The following is a 17,575-nucleotide window of genomic DNA, read 5'->3' on the forward strand; positions in this document are numbered from 1 at the left end:
GAAGCGCATGAAGATCGTCACCCTCTGCGGCGCCGGAATCGGCACCTCCGCCATCCTCAAGCTCGGCGCCGAGCGCGCCCTCGAGACCCTCGACCTGGCCTCCGTCGACGCGCCCGCCGCCTGATCCGCACCGTCCTCGCTCAGCTCGCCGCCCGCTGACCCCCCGAGGTCCGAGCAGCCGTCCGCGCGGGAACCCGGCTCTCGGCACGCCGCTCCGCGGCCACTCGACCAGCAGGGGCAGGGGCGCCCTCTCCCCGCAAGGTGGAGGGCGCGTCCGAGAATCGCGTGGCAGCGATTCGAGGCAGCCCGACGTGACCCGCTCTTGAGAACGCGCCCCGTCGGGAGGCCGACCGCGCTGAGCCGCGCAGGGAGCGGCTCAGAGTCGAGCACCGCGCGTGGCAGCGATTCGAGGCAGCCCGACGGAATACGCTCTGCGGAACGCGCCCCGTCGGGAGGCCGACCGCGCTGAGCCGCGCAGGGAGCGGCTCAGAAACGGACTCAGCCCAGCGCCCGCTCGATCTTCTCCGTGATCTCGGTCTGGTCGAGGTAGTTGTCGATGACGACGACCTCGGCGAAGGTGCGGCCGATGCGGTCGACGAGCTCGCCGGAGGTGAGGATGACCTGCGCGTCGGCGGCGAGCGCGTCGACGGAGGCCAGGTCGGAGGCGATCACCTCGGCCTCGAGGTCGAGGGTCTCGAGGGCGCGCTCGGCGCCGAGCTTGAGGATGGCGGAGGTGCCGATTCCGGCGCCGCAGAGGGTGACGATCTTCATGCGCTTCTTCCGTGGTGCGGGTGGTGCGGGGTGCTGTCGGTGAGGACGGCGTTGATGCTGCGGACGGTGCGGGCGGCGGCGAGGGCGCCGACCGCGTCCGGACGGCTGAGCACGTCAGCGAGCCCGGAGACGAAGCCGACGTGTCCGTGCGCCTGGGTGGCGGCGATCCCGATGACGACCGACACCGGGTCGTTGGTGCTGTGCCCGAAGGCGACGGGCTCGGCCAGCGTGACGACGGAGAGGCCGTCCGCGAGGACGTCGTTGCCGGGCCGGGCGTGCGCGAGGGCGAGCCCGGGCGCGATGACGATGTACGGCCCGAGCACGTCGACCTGCTCGACCATGCGCCGGGAGTAGGCGGCGTCGACCGCGCCGGTCCGCTCGAGCGCACGGCCCGCCTCGAGGACGGCCTCCCGCCACGATCCGGCGGAGTGGCGGAGGGCCACCGCCTCCTCGGGGAGCGCGTCGAGCGGCACCGTCAGGCCGCCTCGAAGCCGACGCTGATCGTCTCGACGAGCTCGCGGCGCTCGTCGAGCGGCAGGAAGGCGGCGTGGGCCGCGTTCAGCTGGAAGGCCTCGAAGTCGTCGAGGTCGTACCCGAACGCGTCGGACAGGAGGGCGAGCTCGCGGCTGAGGGTCGTCGCGCTCATCAGGCGGTTGTCGGTGTTCACCGTGACGCGGAAGCCCAGCTGGTAGAGCAGGTCGAAGGGGTGGTCGGCGAGCTCGGCACCCCACGCCGCGACGGCGCCGGTCTGCAGGTTGGAGGAGGGGCTGAGCTCGAGGGCGATCTCGCGGTCCTTCACCCACTCCGAGAGCTCGCCGAGGGTCACGTAGCTCGCGTCGTCGTCCTGGCGCTCGATGCGGATGTCCTCCGCGATCCGGACGCCGTGGCCCAGTCGCAGCGCGCGGCCGTCGAGCAGGGCCGAGCGGATGCTGTCGAGGCCGTCCGCCTCCCCCGCGTGGACCGTGGTCGGGAAGTGAGCCGCCGCGAGCAGCTCGAAGGCGGGACGGTGCCGCGAGGCGGGGAAGCCCGCCTCGGCTCCGGCGATGTCGAAGCCGATCGCACCGCGCTCGCGGTGGCGCAGCGCCAGCTCGGCGACCTCGAGCGAGCGGTCGGCGTGCCGCATCGCGGTGATCAGCTGGCCGACGCGGATGCGGTGTCCCTGCGCCGCCGCCTCCTGCACGCCCTGCTGCAGTCCCTCCTGGACCGCCTCGACAGCCGCGTCGAGCGAGAGCCCGGCGCGCTGGTGCTGCTCCGGCGCCCAGCGCACCTCGCCGTGCACGACTCCGTCGGCGGCGAGGTCGAGCACGAACTCGCGGGCCACGCACTCGAGCGCCGGCGCGGTCTGCATCACGGCGACCGTCGTCTCGAAGGTGGCGATGTAGTCGGTGAGGGAGCCGGAGTCGGCCGTGGCGCGGAACCACTCGGCGAGGGCATGCGGCTCCTCGGCCGGGAGCGGCACGCCCGTCTCGCGGGCGATCTCGAGGACCGTCCCGGGCCGCAGCCCTCCGTCGAGGTGGTCGTGCAGCGACACCTTGGGGAGCTCGTCGATGAGGACGCCCTCGCCCGGAAGGAGGTACTCCTCGGTCTGATCGGTCACGGTGCTCCTCGCGGGTCGGCGGTGGTTCGCCGACCACCCTAGAGGGTCGGCGGGAGCGGCTCGCCGGGCGGCGCCTCCTCCGTGCTGGGCGGCGCGGGGCTAGGAGACGCGCTCCGCCACGAGGGGGCCGCCGTCGAGCACCTCGTCGCCGTCGTCGCCGATCCGGAAGGCACCGTCGAGCGCCTCGAGCGCCCGGGCGAAGCGCTCCGGCTCGTCTGCCGAGAGGGTGATCAGGGGCTGGCCCGCGCGGACTCGGTCGCCCGGCTTCGCGTGCAGGTCGATCCCCGCCGCGTGCTGCACCGCGTCGGACTGGCGCGCGCGTCCGGCGCCCAGGCGCCAGGCGGCGATGCCGAACGGCAGCGCCTGCTGCTCCACCAGGACGCCGTCGCGCTCGGCGACCACGACGTGGGTCTCGCGGGCCTCGGGGAGCGCCGCATCCGGATCCCCTCCCTGAGCGCGGATGACCGCGCGCCAGGTGTCCATCGCCGCGCCGCCGTCGAGGGCGCGCTCGACGTCCGCGTCCGGCTGCCCGGCGAGAGCCAGCATCTCGCGGGCCAGGGCCAGCGTCAGCTCCCGGACGTCCGAGGGGCCGCCGCCGGCGAGCACCTCGACCGACTCCCGCACCTCGTTCGCGTTGCCGATGGCCAGACCGAGCGGCACGTTCATGTTGGTCAGCAGCGCGGTGGTCCGCACCCCCGCGTCGTTGCCGAGGTCGACCATCGCCCGCGCCAGCTCCCGCGAGCGCTCGATGTCGACCATGAACGCGCCGGAGCCGAACTTCACGTCGAGCACCAGGGCGTCGGTCCCCTCGGCGATCTTCTTCGACATGATCGAGGACGCGATCAGCGGGATCGCCTCGACGGTCCCGGTGATGTCCCGGAGCGCGTAGAGCTTCTTGTCGGCGGGGGCCAGACCCGAGCCCGCGGCGCAGATCACGCCGCCGACCGTCCGCAGCTGCTCCAGCATCTCCTCGTTGCCGAGGTCGGCCCGCCAGCCCGGGATCGACTCCAGCTTGTCGAGCGTTCCGCCCGTGTGGCCGAGCCCGCGTCCCGAGAGCTGGGGCACCGCCACGCCGAAGGAGGCGACCAGCGGCATCAGCGGCAGCGTGAGCTTGTCGCCGACCCCGCCCGTGGAGTGCTTGTCGACCGTGCGCTTGCCGAGTCCGTCGAAGCGCATGCGCTCGCCGCTGGCGATCATCGCCAGGGTGAGGTCGCGGATCTCGTCGCGCTCCATCCCGTTCAGCAGGACCGCCATCGCGAAGGCCGCCATCTGCTCGTCGGCGACGTAGCCGCGGGTGTAGGCGTCGATCAGCCAGTCGATCTGCGCGGTCGAGAGCGTGCCGCGGTCGCGCTTGGTGCGGATGATGTCGACGGCGTCGAAGTCCTCGACGGGGGTGGTGCGGGTCATGCGGAGTCCTCGGTTCGGGAGTGGGAGCGGTGACGGCGGCGCTAGGAGGCGGCGTAGGCCTCGAGCGTGCGCGGGCCGAAGGCGTCGGGGATGACCTCGTCGATCGTCTTCACGCCCGACACGGTCTGGAGGAGCATGCCCTCGGCCGAGTGCTCGAAGAGCAGCTGGCGGCAGCGCCCGCAGGGCATCAGGACGCCGCCCTTCCCGTCGACGCAGGTGAAGGCGACGAGCCGGCCGCCGCCCGTCATGTGCAGCGAGGACACCAGCGCGCACTCGGCGCAGAGCGTGAGCCCGTAGGAGGCGTTCTCGACGTTGCAGCCCGAGATCGTCCGGCCGTCGTCCACGAGCGCGGCGACCCCGACGGGGAACTTCGAGTACGGGACGTAGGCGTGGCTCATGGCCTCCAGGGCGGCCTCGCGCAGCGCCTCCCAGTCGATGTCGGTCACGACGGCTCCTCTCAGGACTTCAGGTACGGCTTGCCGGCGGCGGCCGGTCCGCGGGACTGGCCGACGAGACCGGCCACCGCGAAGATCGTCACGACGTACGGCAGCATCAGCATGAACTCGCTGGGCACGGGCGAGCCGATGACGCCGAGCACGTTCTGCAGGTTGGTCGCGAAGCCGAACAGCAGCGACGCGAGCGTCGCCTTGATCGGGTCCCAGCGGCCGAAGATGACGGCGGCCAGGGCGATGAAGCCCGCACCCGCGGTCATCTCCTTGCCGAACGCGCCGACCGCGTCGAGCGTGTAGTACGCGCCGCCGACTCCGGCGATCGCCCCGGCGAGGGAGACGTTCCAGAAGCGCGTGCGGGCGACATCGATGCCCACCGTGTCCGCGGCCTGCGGGTGCTCGCCGACGGCGCGCAGGCGGAGGCCCCACTTGGTCTTGAACAGGCCCCACCACACCGCGAAGATCGCGAAGTACATCAGGTAGACGATCACCGTCTGGTTGAACAGGACGGCGCCCACGATCGGCACCTGGCTGAGCACCGGGATCGGGAGGCGGTCGAACTTCACCGGCGAGTTGAACGTCGACGCGTCGGCGGAGAGGACCTGGGAGTAGAGGAAGCTCGTCAGGCCGGTCACCAGCACGTTCAGCACGACTCCGACGATCACCTGGTCGACCAGGTACTTGATCGCGAAGGCGGCCAGCACGAACGACACCAGGACGCTCGCGACCATCGCCGCGAGCAGGCCGAGCACCGGCTGGCGGGTGAGGGAGCCGACCATCGCCGCGGTGAAGGCGCCGGCGAGCAGCTGACCCTCGATCGCGACGTTGACGACTCCGACCCGCTCCGAGATGACGCCGCCGAGCGAGCCGAAGATCAGCGGAGTGGCGAGCCCGACGGTCCCGAGCAGCAGCCCCGAGACGGGCAGGGCGGCACCGGCCGACGCCCAGACGAGGAACCCGATCAGGAAGACCAGGGCGAAGACCGCCGAGAGCCAGAGCGGGATCCGGCGGCCGGCGCGGGTGAGCGCGGCCGACGCGACTGCCAGGGCGACCAGGAGGATCGCGACGACCACGCCCGTCCCCCGCGTCGGGAACGGGATGTCCGGCAGCGCGAAGAAGTCGGTCCCCGCGGCGAGGCGGAACGAGCTCGTCCCGTCGCGGCCGAGGGCCACGAAGAGGACGACGGCGAGCAGCGCGAAGACGCCGAACGCGATCGGCGCCTTCCAGCTGCGGATCACGACGCGGTCGGGGGCGGTGGCGACGGCGGTGCTCATGCGGACACCTCCGAGGTGCGGCGGGTGCGGCGCTTCGGGGCTGCCCCGGGCGTCGGGAGGCGGAAGATCGCGCGCACCAGCGGCGGTGCGGCGATGAAGAGGACGATCAGCGACTGGACGACGAGGACCACGTCGATCGGCACGCCCTCGGCGGCCTGCATCGAGTAGCCGCCCGCCTTGAAGGCGCCGAAGAGGATGCCGGCGAAGAACACGCCCCAGGGTCGGGAGCGGCCCAGCAGCGCGACCGTGATCGCGTCGAAGCCGATGCCCGCGTCGATCCCGGAGGTGAATCCGGTCGTGACCGTCCCCATCACCTGGGCGCTGCCGGCGAGGCCGAGCAGGCCGCCGGAGAGGAGCATCGCGTACACGTAGCTGTTCTTCACGTCGATGCCCGCGACCCGGGCCGCGTGAGGGTTCTCCCCCACCGCGCGGAACTTGAAGCCGATCGTCGAGCGGTTCAGGAGCCACCAGACGAACACGGTCGCGAGGACCGCGAAGACGAAGCCGAGCGTGAGCGAGTAGCCGGGGCCGAGGAGCGCCGGGAAGACCGCGGTCTCCTTCATCCCGGGCGACTTCGGGTTGTTCGAGCCGGGCGCCTGCAGCGCGCCGGGCGTCCGCAGGAGGTAGGAGATCAGGTAGAACGCGACGTAGTTGAGCATGATCGTGAGGATCACCTCGTGCGCGCCGGTGCGGGCCTTGAGCAGTCCCACGAGTCCGCCCCAGAGCGCGCCGCCCAGGATGCCGGCGGCGAGCGCGACGATCAGGTGCACGCCCCATGGGAGGTCGAAGGAGAAGCCGACCCAGCCCGCGCAGGCGGCGGCGATCAGCATCTGGCCGCGGCCGCCGATGTTGAACAGGCCGACGCGGAAGGCCAGCGCCACTCCGAGGCCGCCGGCGATCAGCGGGGTCGCGAAGGCCAGGGTGTCCGTCAGTGGCTTGATGCCGTTGGCGAAGCCCTCGCGGCGGAAGTTGTAGACCGAGCCCTGGAAGAGCGAGGAGTAGGCACCGGAGACGGACTGCCAGATCGCCTGCAGGGTGTCGAGCGGCCGGGCGAAGAAGTAGCCCGACGCCGCCTGGACGTCCTTGTCGGTCGCGGCGATCAGCACGCCGCCCGCGATGAGGGAGAGCAGCACGGCGAGCACCGACATCAGCGCGGTGCCGGAGAGGATCTCGCGCAGGACGCGGGAGGCGCCGCTCTCGAGCGGGCCGGTGCGCACCTCCTGATCCGGCTTCTGGCCGGGCTCGAGCCCGGACGCCTTCTCGGTCTCCGCGTCGGGATCGACCGCGGGCAGTTGCGCGTCGCTCACGCCGCCGCTCCCTTCTCGGCGGGCGTCTGCCCGGCCATCATGAGCCCCAGGACCTCGCGGGGCGTGTCGGCGGGGACGATGCCGATGATCCCGCCCTTGTACATGACCGCGATGCGGTCGGCGAGCGCCGCGACCTCGTCGAGCTCGGTCGACACCACGATCACGGGGACCCCGGTGTCGCGCGTCTCGACGATGCGCTTGTGGACGAACTCGATGGAGCCGACGTCGATGCCGCGAGTGGGCTGCGCCGCGATGAACAGCCGCAGCTCCCGGCTGAGCTCGCGCGCGAGCACCACCTTCTGCTGGTTGCCTCCGGAGAGGCGGCCGACGTGGGTGCCGATCCCCTGGGCGCGCACGTCGAACTCGCGCACCCGCTCCTCGGCGAAGCGCTCGAGCTCCTTGAGCCGCAGGCCCAGTCCCTTCACGAACGGACCGCGGTCGCTGCGGTCGAGCATGAGGTTCTCGGCGATCGTGAACTCGGCGACCAGACCGTCCTCGGTGCGGTCCTCGGGGACGAAGCCGACCCCCGACTCGAGGACGCGGCGCACGGACAGCCCGTCGAGGCGGCGCCCGTCCAGGGTCACCGAGCCCTCGACCCGCTCCTGCAGGCCCATGATCGCCTCGGTGAGCTCCGTCTGGCCGTTGCCCTGCACGCCCGCGATCGCGAGGATCTCGCCGCGGCGGACCTCGAAGGAGACGTCGTCGACGACGGCCTGACCGTTGGCGTCGCGCACGGTGAGGTTCGAGACGACGAGGGCCTCGTCGCCCGGCACCGCCTGCTCCTTCTGCACCGTCAGCTCGACGGCGCGGCCCACCATCAGCGAGGCGAGCTCGGCGTTGCTCGCCGTCGGCGACGCCTCCCCCACGACTCTGCCGAGGCGGATGACCGTGATGCGGTCTCCGACCTCGCGCACCTCGCGGAGCTTGTGCGTGATGAAGACGATGGCGGTCCCGGCCGCACGCAGCTGGCGCATGATCGCGATCAGCTCGTCGGTCTCCTGCGGGGTCAGCACCGCGGTCGGCTCGTCGAACACGAGCACCCGGGCGTCGCGCGAGAGCGCCTTGATGATCTCGACCCGCTGCTGCACGCCGACGGGGAGGTCCTCGACCAGGGCGTCGGGATCCACGTCGAAGCCGAAGCGGTCCGAGATCTCGCGCACCCGGGCGCGCGCGGCGGAGAGGTCCAGGCGCCCGCCGGCCTTCGTCTCCTCGTGGCCCAGCATGACGTTCTCGGCGACGGTGAACACGGGGACGAGCATGAAGTGCTGGTGGACCATCCCGATGCCCGCCTTCATGGCGTCACCCGGACCGGAGAAGTGCTGGACCGCGTCGTCCAGCAGGATCTCCCCCTCCTCGGCCTGGTACAGGCCGTAGAGCACGTTCATGAGCGTCGACTTGCCCGCGCCGTTCTCGCCGAGGAGGCAGTGGATCTCACCTGGTTCGACGGTGAGATCGATGTGGTCGTTGGCCACGAGCGCGCCGAAGCGCTTCGTGATGCCACGCAGTTCGAGCTTCATGGGACCAATCTAACTTTCGGTTCGCGCCACGATGCGCCGTCGGCCGGGATCGAGGGACGCAGCGGAGCCGATCGGCCCGCCGGACCGACGAAGAGGCCGGCGGGCCCGAGGTGTGCTCGGGCCCGCCGGCCTCTTCGAGGAAGCGGCTAGGACGCCGCGGGAGCGGACGGGGAGGTGACGGTGATGGAGCCGTCGATGATGCCCGCCTTGATGGTGTCGAGCTCGCCCTGCAGGTCGCCCGAGACCTTCGACTCGAAGTCGTGGAACGGCGCGATGCCGACTCCGTCGTTCTCGAGGGTGCCCACGAAGGGAGTGGGGTCGAAGTCGTCGGCTCCGGCGGAGCTGGTGACGTCGGTCGTGCCGGCCTCGATGCCCTTGAGGATCGAGGTCAGGTACAGGTCGGCGCCGTCGGGGTAGGTCTCGTACAGGTCCGCGTCCACGCCGACCATCGCGATGTCCTTGCCGGAGTCGCGGATCGCCTCGATCGCCGACTGGAAGATCGGACCGCCGACGGGGAGGATGACGTCCGCGTTCTGGTCGATCAGCGACTGCGCGGCCGACTTGGCCTCGACGCCCGCCGCGAAGCCGCCGGTGAAGGAGCCGGTCTGCGCGTCGACGTCCCAGCCGACGACCTTGACGTCCTTCCCCTTCTGCTCGTTGTAGTACTTCACGCCGTCGGCGTAGCCGTCCATGAAGATCGTGACGGTCGGGAACTGCTGGCCGCCGTAGGTGCCGACGACGCCGGTCTTGGAGTACGACGCGGCCGCGTAGCCGGCGAGGAACGCCGCCTGCGAGGTGTCGAAGGTGATCGGCTTGACGTTCGGCAGGTCGATCGACGCGTCGTCGATGATCGCGAAGTCGATGTCCGTGTTCGCCTCGGCCGCGGCCGACGTGGCCTCGGCCAGCGCGAAGCCGACGGTGATGATCAGGTTGCAGCCCTGGTCGACGAGGCTGGTCAGGTTCGGGGCGTAGTCCGTCTCGGACTCCGAGGTGACGGTCTTCGGCGTGACGCCGAGGTCCTCCGAGGCCTTCACGAGGCCGTTGTAGCCGAGCTCGTTGAACGACTTGTCGTCGAACCCGCCCGCGTCGGAGACCATGCAGGGCAGGAAGTCGCCACCGGCGGCGGCGCTGGAGCCGCTCTCCTCGGGGGCGGAGGCGCAACCGGCGAGAAGCGCGGTGACGCCGAGGGCGGCGAGACCGCCGAACGCGGCCTTACGCGAGGTGATAGTCAAGATGTCGTCCTCCAGGAATGCGGCCCCGCGCGACGAGCGCAGCAGGGCGTCGATTCCCACACGTTACCCAATGTGACAAGCCGCTCAGCCGCCCGGACGGTGGTGGTCAGGAAGAGTTACACAGTGTTGATCTTCGCGACATCGGAGCGTGTCGCGGGGCGGTCGGCTGTGCTCGATTCCGAGCCGCGGAGCGGCTCGGCGCGGTCGGCTGGGCTCGATTCCGAGCCGCGGAGCGGCTCGGCGCGGTCGGCTTCGCGACGGGTGCGTTCCGCAGAGCGGGTCGCGTCGGGCTGGCCTGAATCGCTTGGTACGCGATTGCGGCTCGCGGCCCTCTCCCCTGCTGCCGGACGTCGAGAGTGCTCGGGGGAGCTCCGCGCTGCGCGCGGTCGGGCACGGACGGGTGCTTCCACAGTGGTCGAGTTGCCGCGCGAGCGGAGACCCGCCCGCCAGCACCGAGCGGGACGGCCGAGGCCCTCATCGAGGGTGGTCGAGTCGCCGCGCGAACGGCGTATCGGGACCGCCGCACGCGCATGAGGCGAGGGGCGGAACGGCGAAGCGCGGCGCCTCCGAGGGGAGGGCCGCGCTTCGACGGGTGGGACGGAGGGCTAGAGGACGTCGGTGCGGCCGGAGAGGCGCAGGGCGTCGACGACGCCCTTGACCTTCTGGGCGTTCTCGGTCGTGGTCACCAGGAGCGCGTCGGGGGTGTCCACGACGACGATGTCCTTCACTCCGATGAGGGCGATGGTGCGGTTGCCGCCGCTGACGACGATGCCCGTCGCGGAGTCGGCCAGAACACGCGCGTCCTCGCCGAGGATGGCGAGGTCAGAGCGGAGTCCGCTCGAGTGCAGCTTCGCGATCGAGGCGAAGTCGCCCACGTCGTCCCAGGAGAAGTGGCCGGGCACGACGGCCAGCTTGCCCGCGGCCGCGGCCGGCTCGGCGACGGAGTAGTCGATCGCGATCTTCTCCAGGCCCGGCCAGATGCGGTCGACGACCGCGCCGCGCTCCGGGGTGTCCCACGCGGCGGCGAGCTCGAGCAGTCCGGCGAGCAGCTTCGGCTTGGCGCGGCCGAGCTCCTCGAGGAGGCGGTCGGCGCGGGCGATGAACATGCCCGCGTTCCAGAGGTACTGACCACTGGAGAGATAGGCGCGCGCGGTGTCGGCGTCGGGCTTCTCGACGAAGGAGTCGACGGCGAGCGTGTGCGTCGCCCCGTCGATCCCGAGGTGCTTCCCCGTGCGGATGTAGCCGAAGCCCACGGCAGGCTCGGTCGGCGTGATGCCGATGGTCGCGATGTAGCCCGCGTCCGCCGCGACGACAGCCTCGGCGACCGCGTCGTGGAACAGCTGCTGACCGCTGATGACGTGGTCGGCGGCGAACGAGCCGATGATCACGCCCGGCTGGCGGCGCTCGAGGATGGCGGCGGCCAGGCCGATCGCGGCGGACGAGTCGCGCGGCTCGCTCTCGAGGACGACGTTGAGGTCCTCGAGGCTCTCGAGCTGCTCCTCGACGGCGGCGCGGTGCGCGCGCCCGGTCACGACCATGATCCGGTCGGCGCCCGAGATGGGCGCGAGGCGGTCCCAGGTGTCGCGGAGGAGGGTCTGTCCCGATCCCGTCAGATCGTGCAGGAACTTCGGGGCGTCGGCCCGGGAGAGCGGCCACAGCCTCGAGCCGATCCCGCCGGCGGGGATCACGCTGTAGAAGCGGTCGAGCGGGGCGCGGCCATCGGTCTCAGGTGATGTCATGTCCGCAGGATACAAGGGAGCCCGAGCGCGACCGTCCGTTCACCCGAGCGCGCGCCGCCGTTCATCCCGCCGCCGTAGCGTCCGGGGCGTGAGAGTCGCGGTCGTCACCGAGAGCTTCCTGCCGTCCTTGAACGGCGTGACCACGAGCGTCCTGCGGGTGCTCGACGAGTTCGCGGAGCGCGGGATCGAGGCGCTCGTCGTCTGCCCGGCCGCGGGGGCGCCGGGCCACTACGCGGGCCACCGCGTCGTGGAGCACCCGGCGATCGCGTACCGCGACTTCCCGGTCGGGATCCCCACGCTCGCCCTCACCCGGGAGCTGGCCGACTTCGAGCCCGACGTTGTGCACGTCGCCTCGCCCTTCCTCCTCGGCGCCCGCGCCATCGCCTCGGCCGGCCGGCTCGGGGTGCCGAGTGTCGCGATCTACCAGACGGACGTCGCGCGATTCGCGGCCCGCTACGGCATCCGCGGCGCCCGCGCCCTCGCCTGGCGGGTGATCCGCCAGATCCACGCCGGGGCGGACCTGACCCTCGCCCCCTCCACGAGCGCCCTCGACGACCTCGCCGCCGCCGGCATCGAGCGCACCGCGCTGTGGGGCCGCGGCGTGCAGAGCGAGCGCTTCCACCCGCGCCGCCGCTCCTCCCCCTACGCGCAGGCCGTCCGCGCCGGACTCGGCGCCGACGACGCGCTCGTCGGCTACATCGGGCGCCTCTCCCCCGAGAAGAGGGTGGAGCGGATGGCGGCACTCGCCTCCCTCCCGCACGCGGAGCTGGTCGTGGGCGGCTACGGCCCCTCCTCCGCCCGGGTCGCCGCCGCCCTCGGCCCGGCGGCGCGGATGCTCGGCCGGCTCGACGGCGACCGGCTGCCGGCGGTCTTCGCCGCGCTCGACGTCTTCGTGCACACCGGCACGGAGGAGACGTTCGGCCAGACGGTCCAGGAGGCGCAGGCGTCCGGCACCGCGGTGGTCGCGCCGCACGCGGGCGGCCCCACCGACCTCATCGAGCACGGCGTGGACGGCCTGCTCTACGCGCCCGAGAGCGACTCCGACCTCCGCCGGCAGGTGGAGCGCCTGGTCCGAGATCCCGCACTGCGCGCCCGGCTCGGCGAGGCGGGCCGCCGCCGCGTGCTCCACCGCACCTGGAGCGCACTCACCGACGAGCTCCTCGCGCACTACGCGACCGCGGGGGCACCCGCCCTCGCCCTGCCCCGCAGCTAAGGCTCGCCTAAGCCGCGCCCGCCTGCGAGCGCGCTTAGAATCGGAGGGCGAGTTTCTCGTCGCTCCCCGCCCCGTCCCCGTCCACGCGACGTGGGAACAGGTCAGGCCGTCGGAGCACAACCAGGGAGGGTTGTTCGTGTCAGTTCAAGCTGCTCAAACCCTCGCACCCCGGAAGCAGGGGAAGATCCGGCGTCCGGCCGGCACCCTGTACCGCGGTCGCGAAGGCATGTGGTCGTGGGTGCTCCACCGGATCACCGGTGTCGCCATCTTCTTCTTCCTCCTCGTCCACGTCCTCGACTCCGCTCTCATCGCCGTGAGCCCCGAGGCGTACAACGCGGTCATCGGGACGTACAAGAACCCGATCATGGGACTCGGCGAGACCGGGCTCGTGGGCGCCATCGCGTTCCACGCGCTGAACGGCCTGCGGATCATCCTGGTCGACTTCTGGAGCTGGGCGACCCGCAATCAGCGCGTCCTCTTCTGGGTCGTCATGGGCCTCTGGGTCGTGCTGATGCTCGGCTTCGCGCCGCGCCACCTGATCAACGTCTTCAGCGAGGGGGGTGCGCATTGAGCACCGTCGCCGCACCGCGGACCCCGCACACCCCGACCCGCTCCTCCGGCACCAACTGGGAGAAGTGGGGCTGGATCTACATGCGCGCCTCCGGCGTCGTGCTGATCGTCCTGATCTTCGGGCACCTCATCTACAACCTGCTGCTGGGCGACGGCATCAAGGCCATCGACTTCGGCTTCGTCGGCGGCAAGCTGGCGAACCCGTTCTGGCAGTGGTGGGACGTCCTCATGCTGTGGCTCGCGCTGATCCACGGCGGCAACGGCATGCGCACGCTGGTCAACGACTATGCGACCTCGCCTCTGCTCGCCAAGGCCTTCAAGGGCGGGATCCTCGTCGCCGTCGTCGCGCTGATCGCGCTCGGCACCTGGGTCGTCTTCGCGTTCGACCCGTGCCCCGCCGGCACCGCCGCGGACCTGCTGCCCTCCTTCTGCGCAGCGTGACCACGGTGCCGCGGATCGGAGAGGGGCCCGCGCCCCTCCCGGTCCGCGGCACCGCGTCCCGGCACCTCCCCCTCCCATCCCCGTACGACGGAGCACCCACCCCGTGAGCACACCAGGCCACACCCACACCGGCGCCGACCAGAGCGCCTTCGCGCAGACCGTCGGACCCGACGGCGTCCACTACCACCAGTTCGACGTCGTCATCGTCGGCGCCGGCGGTGCCGGGATGCGCGCGGCCATCGAGGCCGGCCCCAAGGCGAGGACGGCCGTGATCTCGAAGCTGTACCCGACCCGCTCCCACACCGGAGCGGCGCAGGGCGGCATGGCCGCCGCCCTCGCGAACGTCGAGGAGGACAGCTGGGAGTGGCACACCTTCGACACCGTCAAGGGCGGCGACTACCTCGTCGACCAGGACGCGGCCGAGATCCTCGCGAAGGAGGCCATCGACGCGGTCATCGACCTCGAGAACATGGGCCTGCCCTTCAACCGCACCGAGGAGGGCAAGATCGACCAGCGCCGCTTCGGCGGCCACACCCGCGACCACGGCAAGGCGCCCGTCCGCCGGGCCTGCTACGCGGCCGACCGCACCGGCCACATGATCCTGCAGACGCTGTTCCAGAACTGCGTCCGGCTCGGCATCAACTTCTACAACGAGTTCTACGTCCTCGACCTGGTGATGACCGAGGTCGACGGAGTGGCCAAGCCCTCCGGCGTCGTCGCCTACGAGCTGGCCACGGGCGAGCTGCACGTCTTCCAGGCGAAGGCGATCATCTTCGCGACCGGCGGCTTCGGCAAGATCTACAAGACCACCTCCAACGCGCACACCCTCACCGGCGACGGCGTCGGCATCATCTGGCGCAAGGGCCTCCCCCTGGAGGACATGGAGTTCTTCCAGTTCCACCCGACCGGCCTCGCCGGCCTCGGCATCCTCCTCACCGAGGGAGCGCGAGGAGAGGGTGCGATCCTCCGCAACGCCTCGGGCGAGCGCTTCATGGAACGCTACGCCCCCACCATCAAGGACCTCGCGCCGCGCGACATCGTCGCCCGCTGCATGGTCCAGGAGGTGGCGGAGGGCCGCGGCGCCGGACCGCACAAGGACTACGTGCTGCTGGACTGCACCCACCTGGGCGCCGAGGTCCTCGAGACCAAGCTCCCCGACATCACCGAGTTCGCCCGCACCTACCTGGGCGTCGACCCCGTCGTCGAGCCGGTCCCCGTCATGCCGACCGCGCACTACGCGATGGGCGGCATCCCGACCAACGTCAAGGCCGAGGTGCTCTCGGACAACACGACCGTCGTCCCGGGCCTCTACGCCGCCGGCGAGTGCGCGTGCGTCTCGGTGCACGGCTCCAACCGCCTCGGCACCAACTCCCTCCTCGACATCAACGTCTTCGGCAAGCGCAGCGGCAACAACGCCGCCGACTACGCCAAGACGGTCGACTTCACCCCCCTGCCCGCCGACCCGGCCGGCGCGATCCGCGACATGCTCGCCTCGCTCCGCTCCGCGACCGGCACCGAGCGGATCGCGTCGATCCGCAAGGAGCTGCAGGACGAGATGGACAAGAACGCCCAGGTGTTCCGCACCGACGAGTCCCTCGAGGCCGTCACCGGGACCATCCAGCGCCTGCGCGACCGGTTCCGCAACATCTCGGTGCAGGACAAGGGCAAGCGCTTCAACACCGACCTCCTCGAGGCCGTCGAGCTGGGCTTCCTGCTCGACCTCGCCGAGGTCGTCGTCTACTCGGCGCGCAACCGCAAGGAGAGCCGCGGCGGCCACATGCGCGACGACTTCCCGAAGCGCGACGACGAGAACTACATGCAGCACACGATGGCGTACCTCTCCGGTGACGCCCACTCCTCCGACGCCGGTGACCACATCCGGCTCGACTGGAAGCCCGTCGTGATCACCCGGTACCAGCCGATGGAGAGGAAGTACTAGCCATGTCGACCGCTACCCTCGAGCAGCCGCCCGCCGCCCCCGCGGCCCCGGAGGCGTTCACCGTCACGTTCATCATCCGCCGCTTCGACCCCGAGGTGGACGCCGAGCCGCGCTGGCAGGACTTCGACGTCGAGATGTACTCGACCGACCGCGTCCTCGACGCCCTGCACCGCATCAAGTGGGACCAGGACGGATCGCTGACCTTCCGCCGCTCGTGCGCGCACGGCATCTGCGGATCCGATGCGATGCGGATCAACGGCCGCAACCGCCTGGCCTGCAAGACGCTGATCAAGGATCTCGACATCTCGCAGCCGATCTACATCGAGGCGATCAAGGGACTGCCCCTCGAGAAGGACCTCGTCGTCGACATGGAGCCGTTCTTCGCCTCCTACCGCGAGGTGCAGCCGTTCCTGGTCGCCAACACCCCGGCGCCCAAGGGCAAGGAGCGCGTGCAGTCGGTCGCCGACCGCGCCCGCTTCGACGACACCACGAAGTGCATCCTCTGCGCCGCGTGCACGTCGTCCTGCCCCGTGTTCTGGACCGACGGGCAGTACTTCGGCCCCGCGGCGATCGTGAACGCCCACCGCTTCATCTTCGACTCGCGCGACGACGCCGGTGGAGCGCGCCTGGACATCCTCAACGACAAGGAGGGCGTGTGGCGCTGCCGCACGACCTTCAACTGCACGGAGGCGTGCCCGCGCGGCATCCAGATCACGCAGGCGATCGCCGAGGTGAAGCAGGCCGTCATCCGCGGCCGCGCCTGATCCTCCCCCTCGCGAACGCGTCCGGCCCGCCGGGATCCTCGGATCCCGCGGGCCGGACGCGTTCCTGCGTGCAGGCGGGCGCGTGCACGGGAGCGCCGCGAGGCCTCAGTACGCTGGAGGAATGACCGAGGCGGCCGACACTCCCCGCGGGATCCCGGGCCTGTTCGAGCGGGTCATGCGGACGCGGCCGGTGCGGGTGATGCTCCACTACTCCGAGACCGGCGGGCCCCTCTTCGCCTCCGGACTCGCCTTCCAGGCCCTGTTCGCGGTCTTCGCGGCGCTCTTCGTCTTCTTCGCCGTCTTCGGCTTCTGGGTGCGCGACGACTCGGTGCTGCGCGACTCCCTCCTCGACCTGGTGACCCGCTCCGTCCCCGGCCTGATCGGCGGGAAGAACGCCCTCGTGTCGGTCGACGACCTGCTCGACTCGTCGATCCTCGGCTGGACGGGTGCGATCGCGGCCGCCGGCCTGCTCTGGACGGCGCTCAACTTCCTGGGGAGCCTGCGCCAGGCGGTCCGGCTGCTCTTCTCGCTCCCCGGACCCACGACCCTCTTCGTCCTGCTCAAGCTCAAGGACGCGGGGCTCGCCCTGGTCTTCGGGGCGGTGCTGCTGGTCTCGGCCGGTCTCTCCGTGTTCTCGACCTCGCTGGTGGACGTGGCGTTCGGCTTCCTCGGGATCGGCAGCGAGTCGATGCCGGCCCGTCTCGCCGGCAGCGCGGTAGGCCTGCTGATCATGCTCGCCCTGGACACGGGCACGCTCGCCGGCTCCTTCCGCATCCTCTCGGGCATCTCGATCCCCTGGAAGAACCTCTGGGCGGGCTCGCTGCTCGGCGGGATCGCTCTCGGCGCGCTCAAGGTCCTCGGGACGCAGCTGCTGGGCGGCGCCTCCCGCAATCCGCTGCTCGCCTCGTTCGCGGTCCTCATCGGTCTGCTGATCTGGTTCAACCTCGTCTGCCAGGTGATCCTGATCGCCGCGTCGTGGATCTCCGTCGGGATGAGCGACGCCGGGATCTCGGCGCGCAAGCTCACGCCGGAGGAGCGCGAGAAGGAGCGGGAGGAGCAGCTGCGCACCGCCCGCCGCACCCTCGCCGAGGCCGAGCGCGAGCGGCTTCGCGCCGCGCTGCCGGAGGCGTCCCTCCTCAAACGACGGCGCCTGGAGCGCCAGCTCGCGCAGCTCGAGGAGGAGCTCGAGCAGCTCGCCGCCTGACCCGGCGGACTACTTCGCGTCCCTCCCGGCGTCGCCGCGCCCGATTCCGCCTGCCGAGTCCGTCCGTTTCTGTTGACTTCCCTCCCGAACGGGTCTAAAAAGAGGTAAACGCAGATCCAAGGTCGGAAACGACACCGCGGATCCGGCGCAC

General features: G+C 71.3%; 17 protein-coding genes. 7 read left to right on the forward strand and 10 right to left on the reverse strand.

Translation table 11 applies throughout. The features are described from left to right. Positions 1 to 7 precede the first annotated feature (7 nt). Positions 8 to 124 (forward strand): hypothetical protein, encoded by a 117-nt coding sequence (locus C5D04_RS18855; RefSeq protein WP_146087833.1) that lies wholly within the window; start codon positions 8 to 10, stop codon positions 122 to 124. A 374-nt stretch (positions 125 to 498) separates the two neighbouring features. Here C5D04_RS18855 and C5D04_RS02725 read toward each other — a convergent pair whose 3' ends face one another. The 10 genes from C5D04_RS02725 to C5D04_RS02770 form a co-directional block, all read right to left on the reverse strand. Further along, positions 499 to 771, reverse strand: a complete 273-nt coding sequence (locus C5D04_RS02725) for a PTS sugar transporter subunit IIB (RefSeq protein WP_104347200.1) — start codon at positions 769 to 771, stop codon at positions 499 to 501. Next, complete coding sequence (locus C5D04_RS02730) at positions 768 to 1,244, reverse strand: PTS sugar transporter subunit IIA (protein WP_104255398.1); 477 nt, start codon at positions 1,242 to 1,244, stop codon at positions 768 to 770. The genes C5D04_RS02725 and C5D04_RS02730 overlap by 4 nt, the downstream gene beginning before the upstream one ends. 2 nt (positions 1,245 to 1,246) lie before the next feature. Then, positions 1,247 to 2,368: an adenosine deaminase gene (locus C5D04_RS02735; protein WP_104347201.1), complete on the reverse strand. Its 1,122-nt coding sequence runs from the start codon at positions 2,366 to 2,368 to the stop codon at positions 1,247 to 1,249. A gap of 99 nt (positions 2,369 to 2,467) precedes the next feature. Beyond that, positions 2,468 to 3,775: a thymidine phosphorylase gene (locus tag C5D04_RS02740; protein WP_104347202.1), complete on the reverse strand. Its 1,308-nt coding sequence runs from the start codon at positions 3,773 to 3,775 to the stop codon at positions 2,468 to 2,470. A gap of 41 nt (positions 3,776 to 3,816) precedes the next feature. Then, entirely contained in the window at positions 3,817 to 4,221 is a 405-nt protein-coding gene (locus C5D04_RS02745; protein WP_104223180.1) for a cytidine deaminase, read from the reverse strand. 11 nt (positions 4,222 to 4,232) lie between these two features. Next, complete coding sequence (locus C5D04_RS02750) at positions 4,233 to 5,498, reverse strand: ABC transporter permease (protein ID WP_104232837.1); 1,266 nt, start codon at positions 5,496 to 5,498, stop codon at positions 4,233 to 4,235. After that, on the reverse strand, positions 5,495 to 6,805 hold the full coding sequence (locus tag C5D04_RS02755) for an ABC transporter permease (RefSeq protein WP_208543314.1): 1,311 nt from the start codon (positions 6,803 to 6,805) through the stop codon (positions 5,495 to 5,497). Before C5D04_RS02755 ends, C5D04_RS02750 begins: the two co-directional genes overlap by 4 nt. Continuing rightward, positions 6,802 to 8,322, reverse strand: coding sequence for an ABC transporter ATP-binding protein (locus C5D04_RS02760; protein WP_104325791.1), 1,521 nt, complete (start codon positions 8,320 to 8,322; stop codon positions 6,802 to 6,804). Before C5D04_RS02760 ends, C5D04_RS02755 begins: the two co-directional genes overlap by 4 nt. Before the next feature lie 146 nt (positions 8,323 to 8,468). After that, positions 8,469 to 9,554 (reverse strand): BMP family protein, encoded by a 1,086-nt coding sequence (locus C5D04_RS02765; protein WP_104246690.1) that lies wholly within the window; start codon positions 9,552 to 9,554, stop codon positions 8,469 to 8,471. Between the two features lie 605 nt (positions 9,555 to 10,159). Next, positions 10,160 to 11,293, reverse strand: coding sequence for a mannose-1-phosphate guanylyltransferase (locus tag C5D04_RS02770; protein WP_104223184.1), 1,134 nt, complete (start codon positions 11,291 to 11,293; stop codon positions 10,160 to 10,162). 88 nt (positions 11,294 to 11,381) lie between these two features. On the opposite strand from C5D04_RS02770, the gene C5D04_RS02775 reads away from it, so the two are divergent. The 6 genes from C5D04_RS02775 to C5D04_RS02800 all read left to right on the forward strand — a co-directional run bounded on the left by C5D04_RS02775 (position 11,382) and on the right by C5D04_RS02800 (position 17,424). Continuing rightward, positions 11,382 to 12,506 (forward strand): glycosyltransferase family 1 protein, encoded by a 1,125-nt coding sequence (locus C5D04_RS02775; protein WP_181065415.1) that lies wholly within the window; start codon positions 11,382 to 11,384, stop codon positions 12,504 to 12,506. A gap of 136 nt (positions 12,507 to 12,642) precedes the next feature. Continuing rightward, positions 12,643 to 13,077, forward strand: a complete 435-nt coding sequence (gene sdhC / locus C5D04_RS02780) for a succinate dehydrogenase, cytochrome b556 subunit (RefSeq protein WP_374952907.1) — start codon at positions 12,643 to 12,645, stop codon at positions 13,075 to 13,077. After that, positions 13,074 to 13,517: a succinate dehydrogenase hydrophobic membrane anchor subunit gene (locus C5D04_RS02785; RefSeq protein ID WP_104223187.1), complete on the forward strand. Its 444-nt coding sequence runs from the start codon at positions 13,074 to 13,076 to the stop codon at positions 13,515 to 13,517. The genes sdhC and C5D04_RS02785 overlap by 4 nt, the downstream gene beginning before the upstream one ends. A gap of 202 nt (positions 13,518 to 13,719) precedes the next feature. Then, positions 13,720 to 15,456, forward strand: a complete 1,737-nt coding sequence (sdhA, locus tag C5D04_RS02790; protein ID WP_244230709.1) for a succinate dehydrogenase flavoprotein subunit — start codon at positions 13,720 to 13,722, stop codon at positions 15,454 to 15,456. A 2-nt stretch (positions 15,457 to 15,458) separates the two neighbouring features. Then, positions 15,459 to 16,220 carry a succinate dehydrogenase iron-sulfur subunit gene (locus C5D04_RS02795; RefSeq protein WP_068254543.1) on the forward strand — a complete coding sequence of 254 codons (762 nt, stop codon included), beginning with the start codon at positions 15,459 to 15,461 and terminating at the stop codon, positions 16,218 to 16,220. Positions 16,221 to 16,341: 121 nt separating this feature from the next. Further along, positions 16,342 to 17,424, forward strand: coding sequence for a YhjD/YihY/BrkB family envelope integrity protein (locus C5D04_RS02800; protein WP_104223189.1), 1,083 nt, complete (start codon positions 16,342 to 16,344; stop codon positions 17,422 to 17,424). Positions 17,425 to 17,575 lie beyond the last annotated feature (151 nt).

Origin of the sequence: Rathayibacter sp. AY1D2 (assembly GCF_002932695.1) — a bacterium.
Lineage (GTDB): Bacteria > Actinomycetota > Actinomycetes > Actinomycetales > Microbacteriaceae > Rathayibacter.

Bases quoted from the DNA above. Each gene is read 5' to 3' on its own strand.
- C5D04_RS18855 (WP_146087833.1), top strand. From the start codon at position 8: ATGAAGATCGTCACCCTCTGCGGCGCCGGAATCGGCACCTCCGCCATC.
- C5D04_RS02725 (WP_104347200.1), bottom strand. From the start codon at position 771: ATGAAGATCGTCACCCTCTGCGGCGCCGGAATCGGCACCTCCGCCATC.
- C5D04_RS02740 (WP_104347202.1), bottom strand. From the start codon at position 3,775: ATGACCCGCACCACCCCCGTCGAGGACTTCGACGCCGTCGACATCATC.
- C5D04_RS02750 (WP_104232837.1), bottom strand. From the start codon at position 5,498: ATGAGCACCGCCGTCGCCACCGCCCCCGACCGCGTCGTGATCCGCAGC.
- C5D04_RS02760 (WP_104325791.1), bottom strand. From the start codon at position 8,322: ATGAAGCTCGAACTGCGTGGCATCACGAAGCGCTTCGGCGCGCTCGTG.
- C5D04_RS02770 (WP_104223184.1), bottom strand. From the start codon at position 11,293: ATGACATCACCTGAGACCGATGGCCGCGCCCCGCTCGACCGCTTCTAC.
- C5D04_RS02795 (WP_068254543.1), top strand. From the start codon at position 15,459: ATGTCGACCGCTACCCTCGAGCAGCCGCCCGCCGCCCCCGCGGCCCCG.
- C5D04_RS02800 (WP_104223189.1), top strand. From the start codon at position 16,342: ATGACCGAGGCGGCCGACACTCCCCGCGGGATCCCGGGCCTGTTCGAG.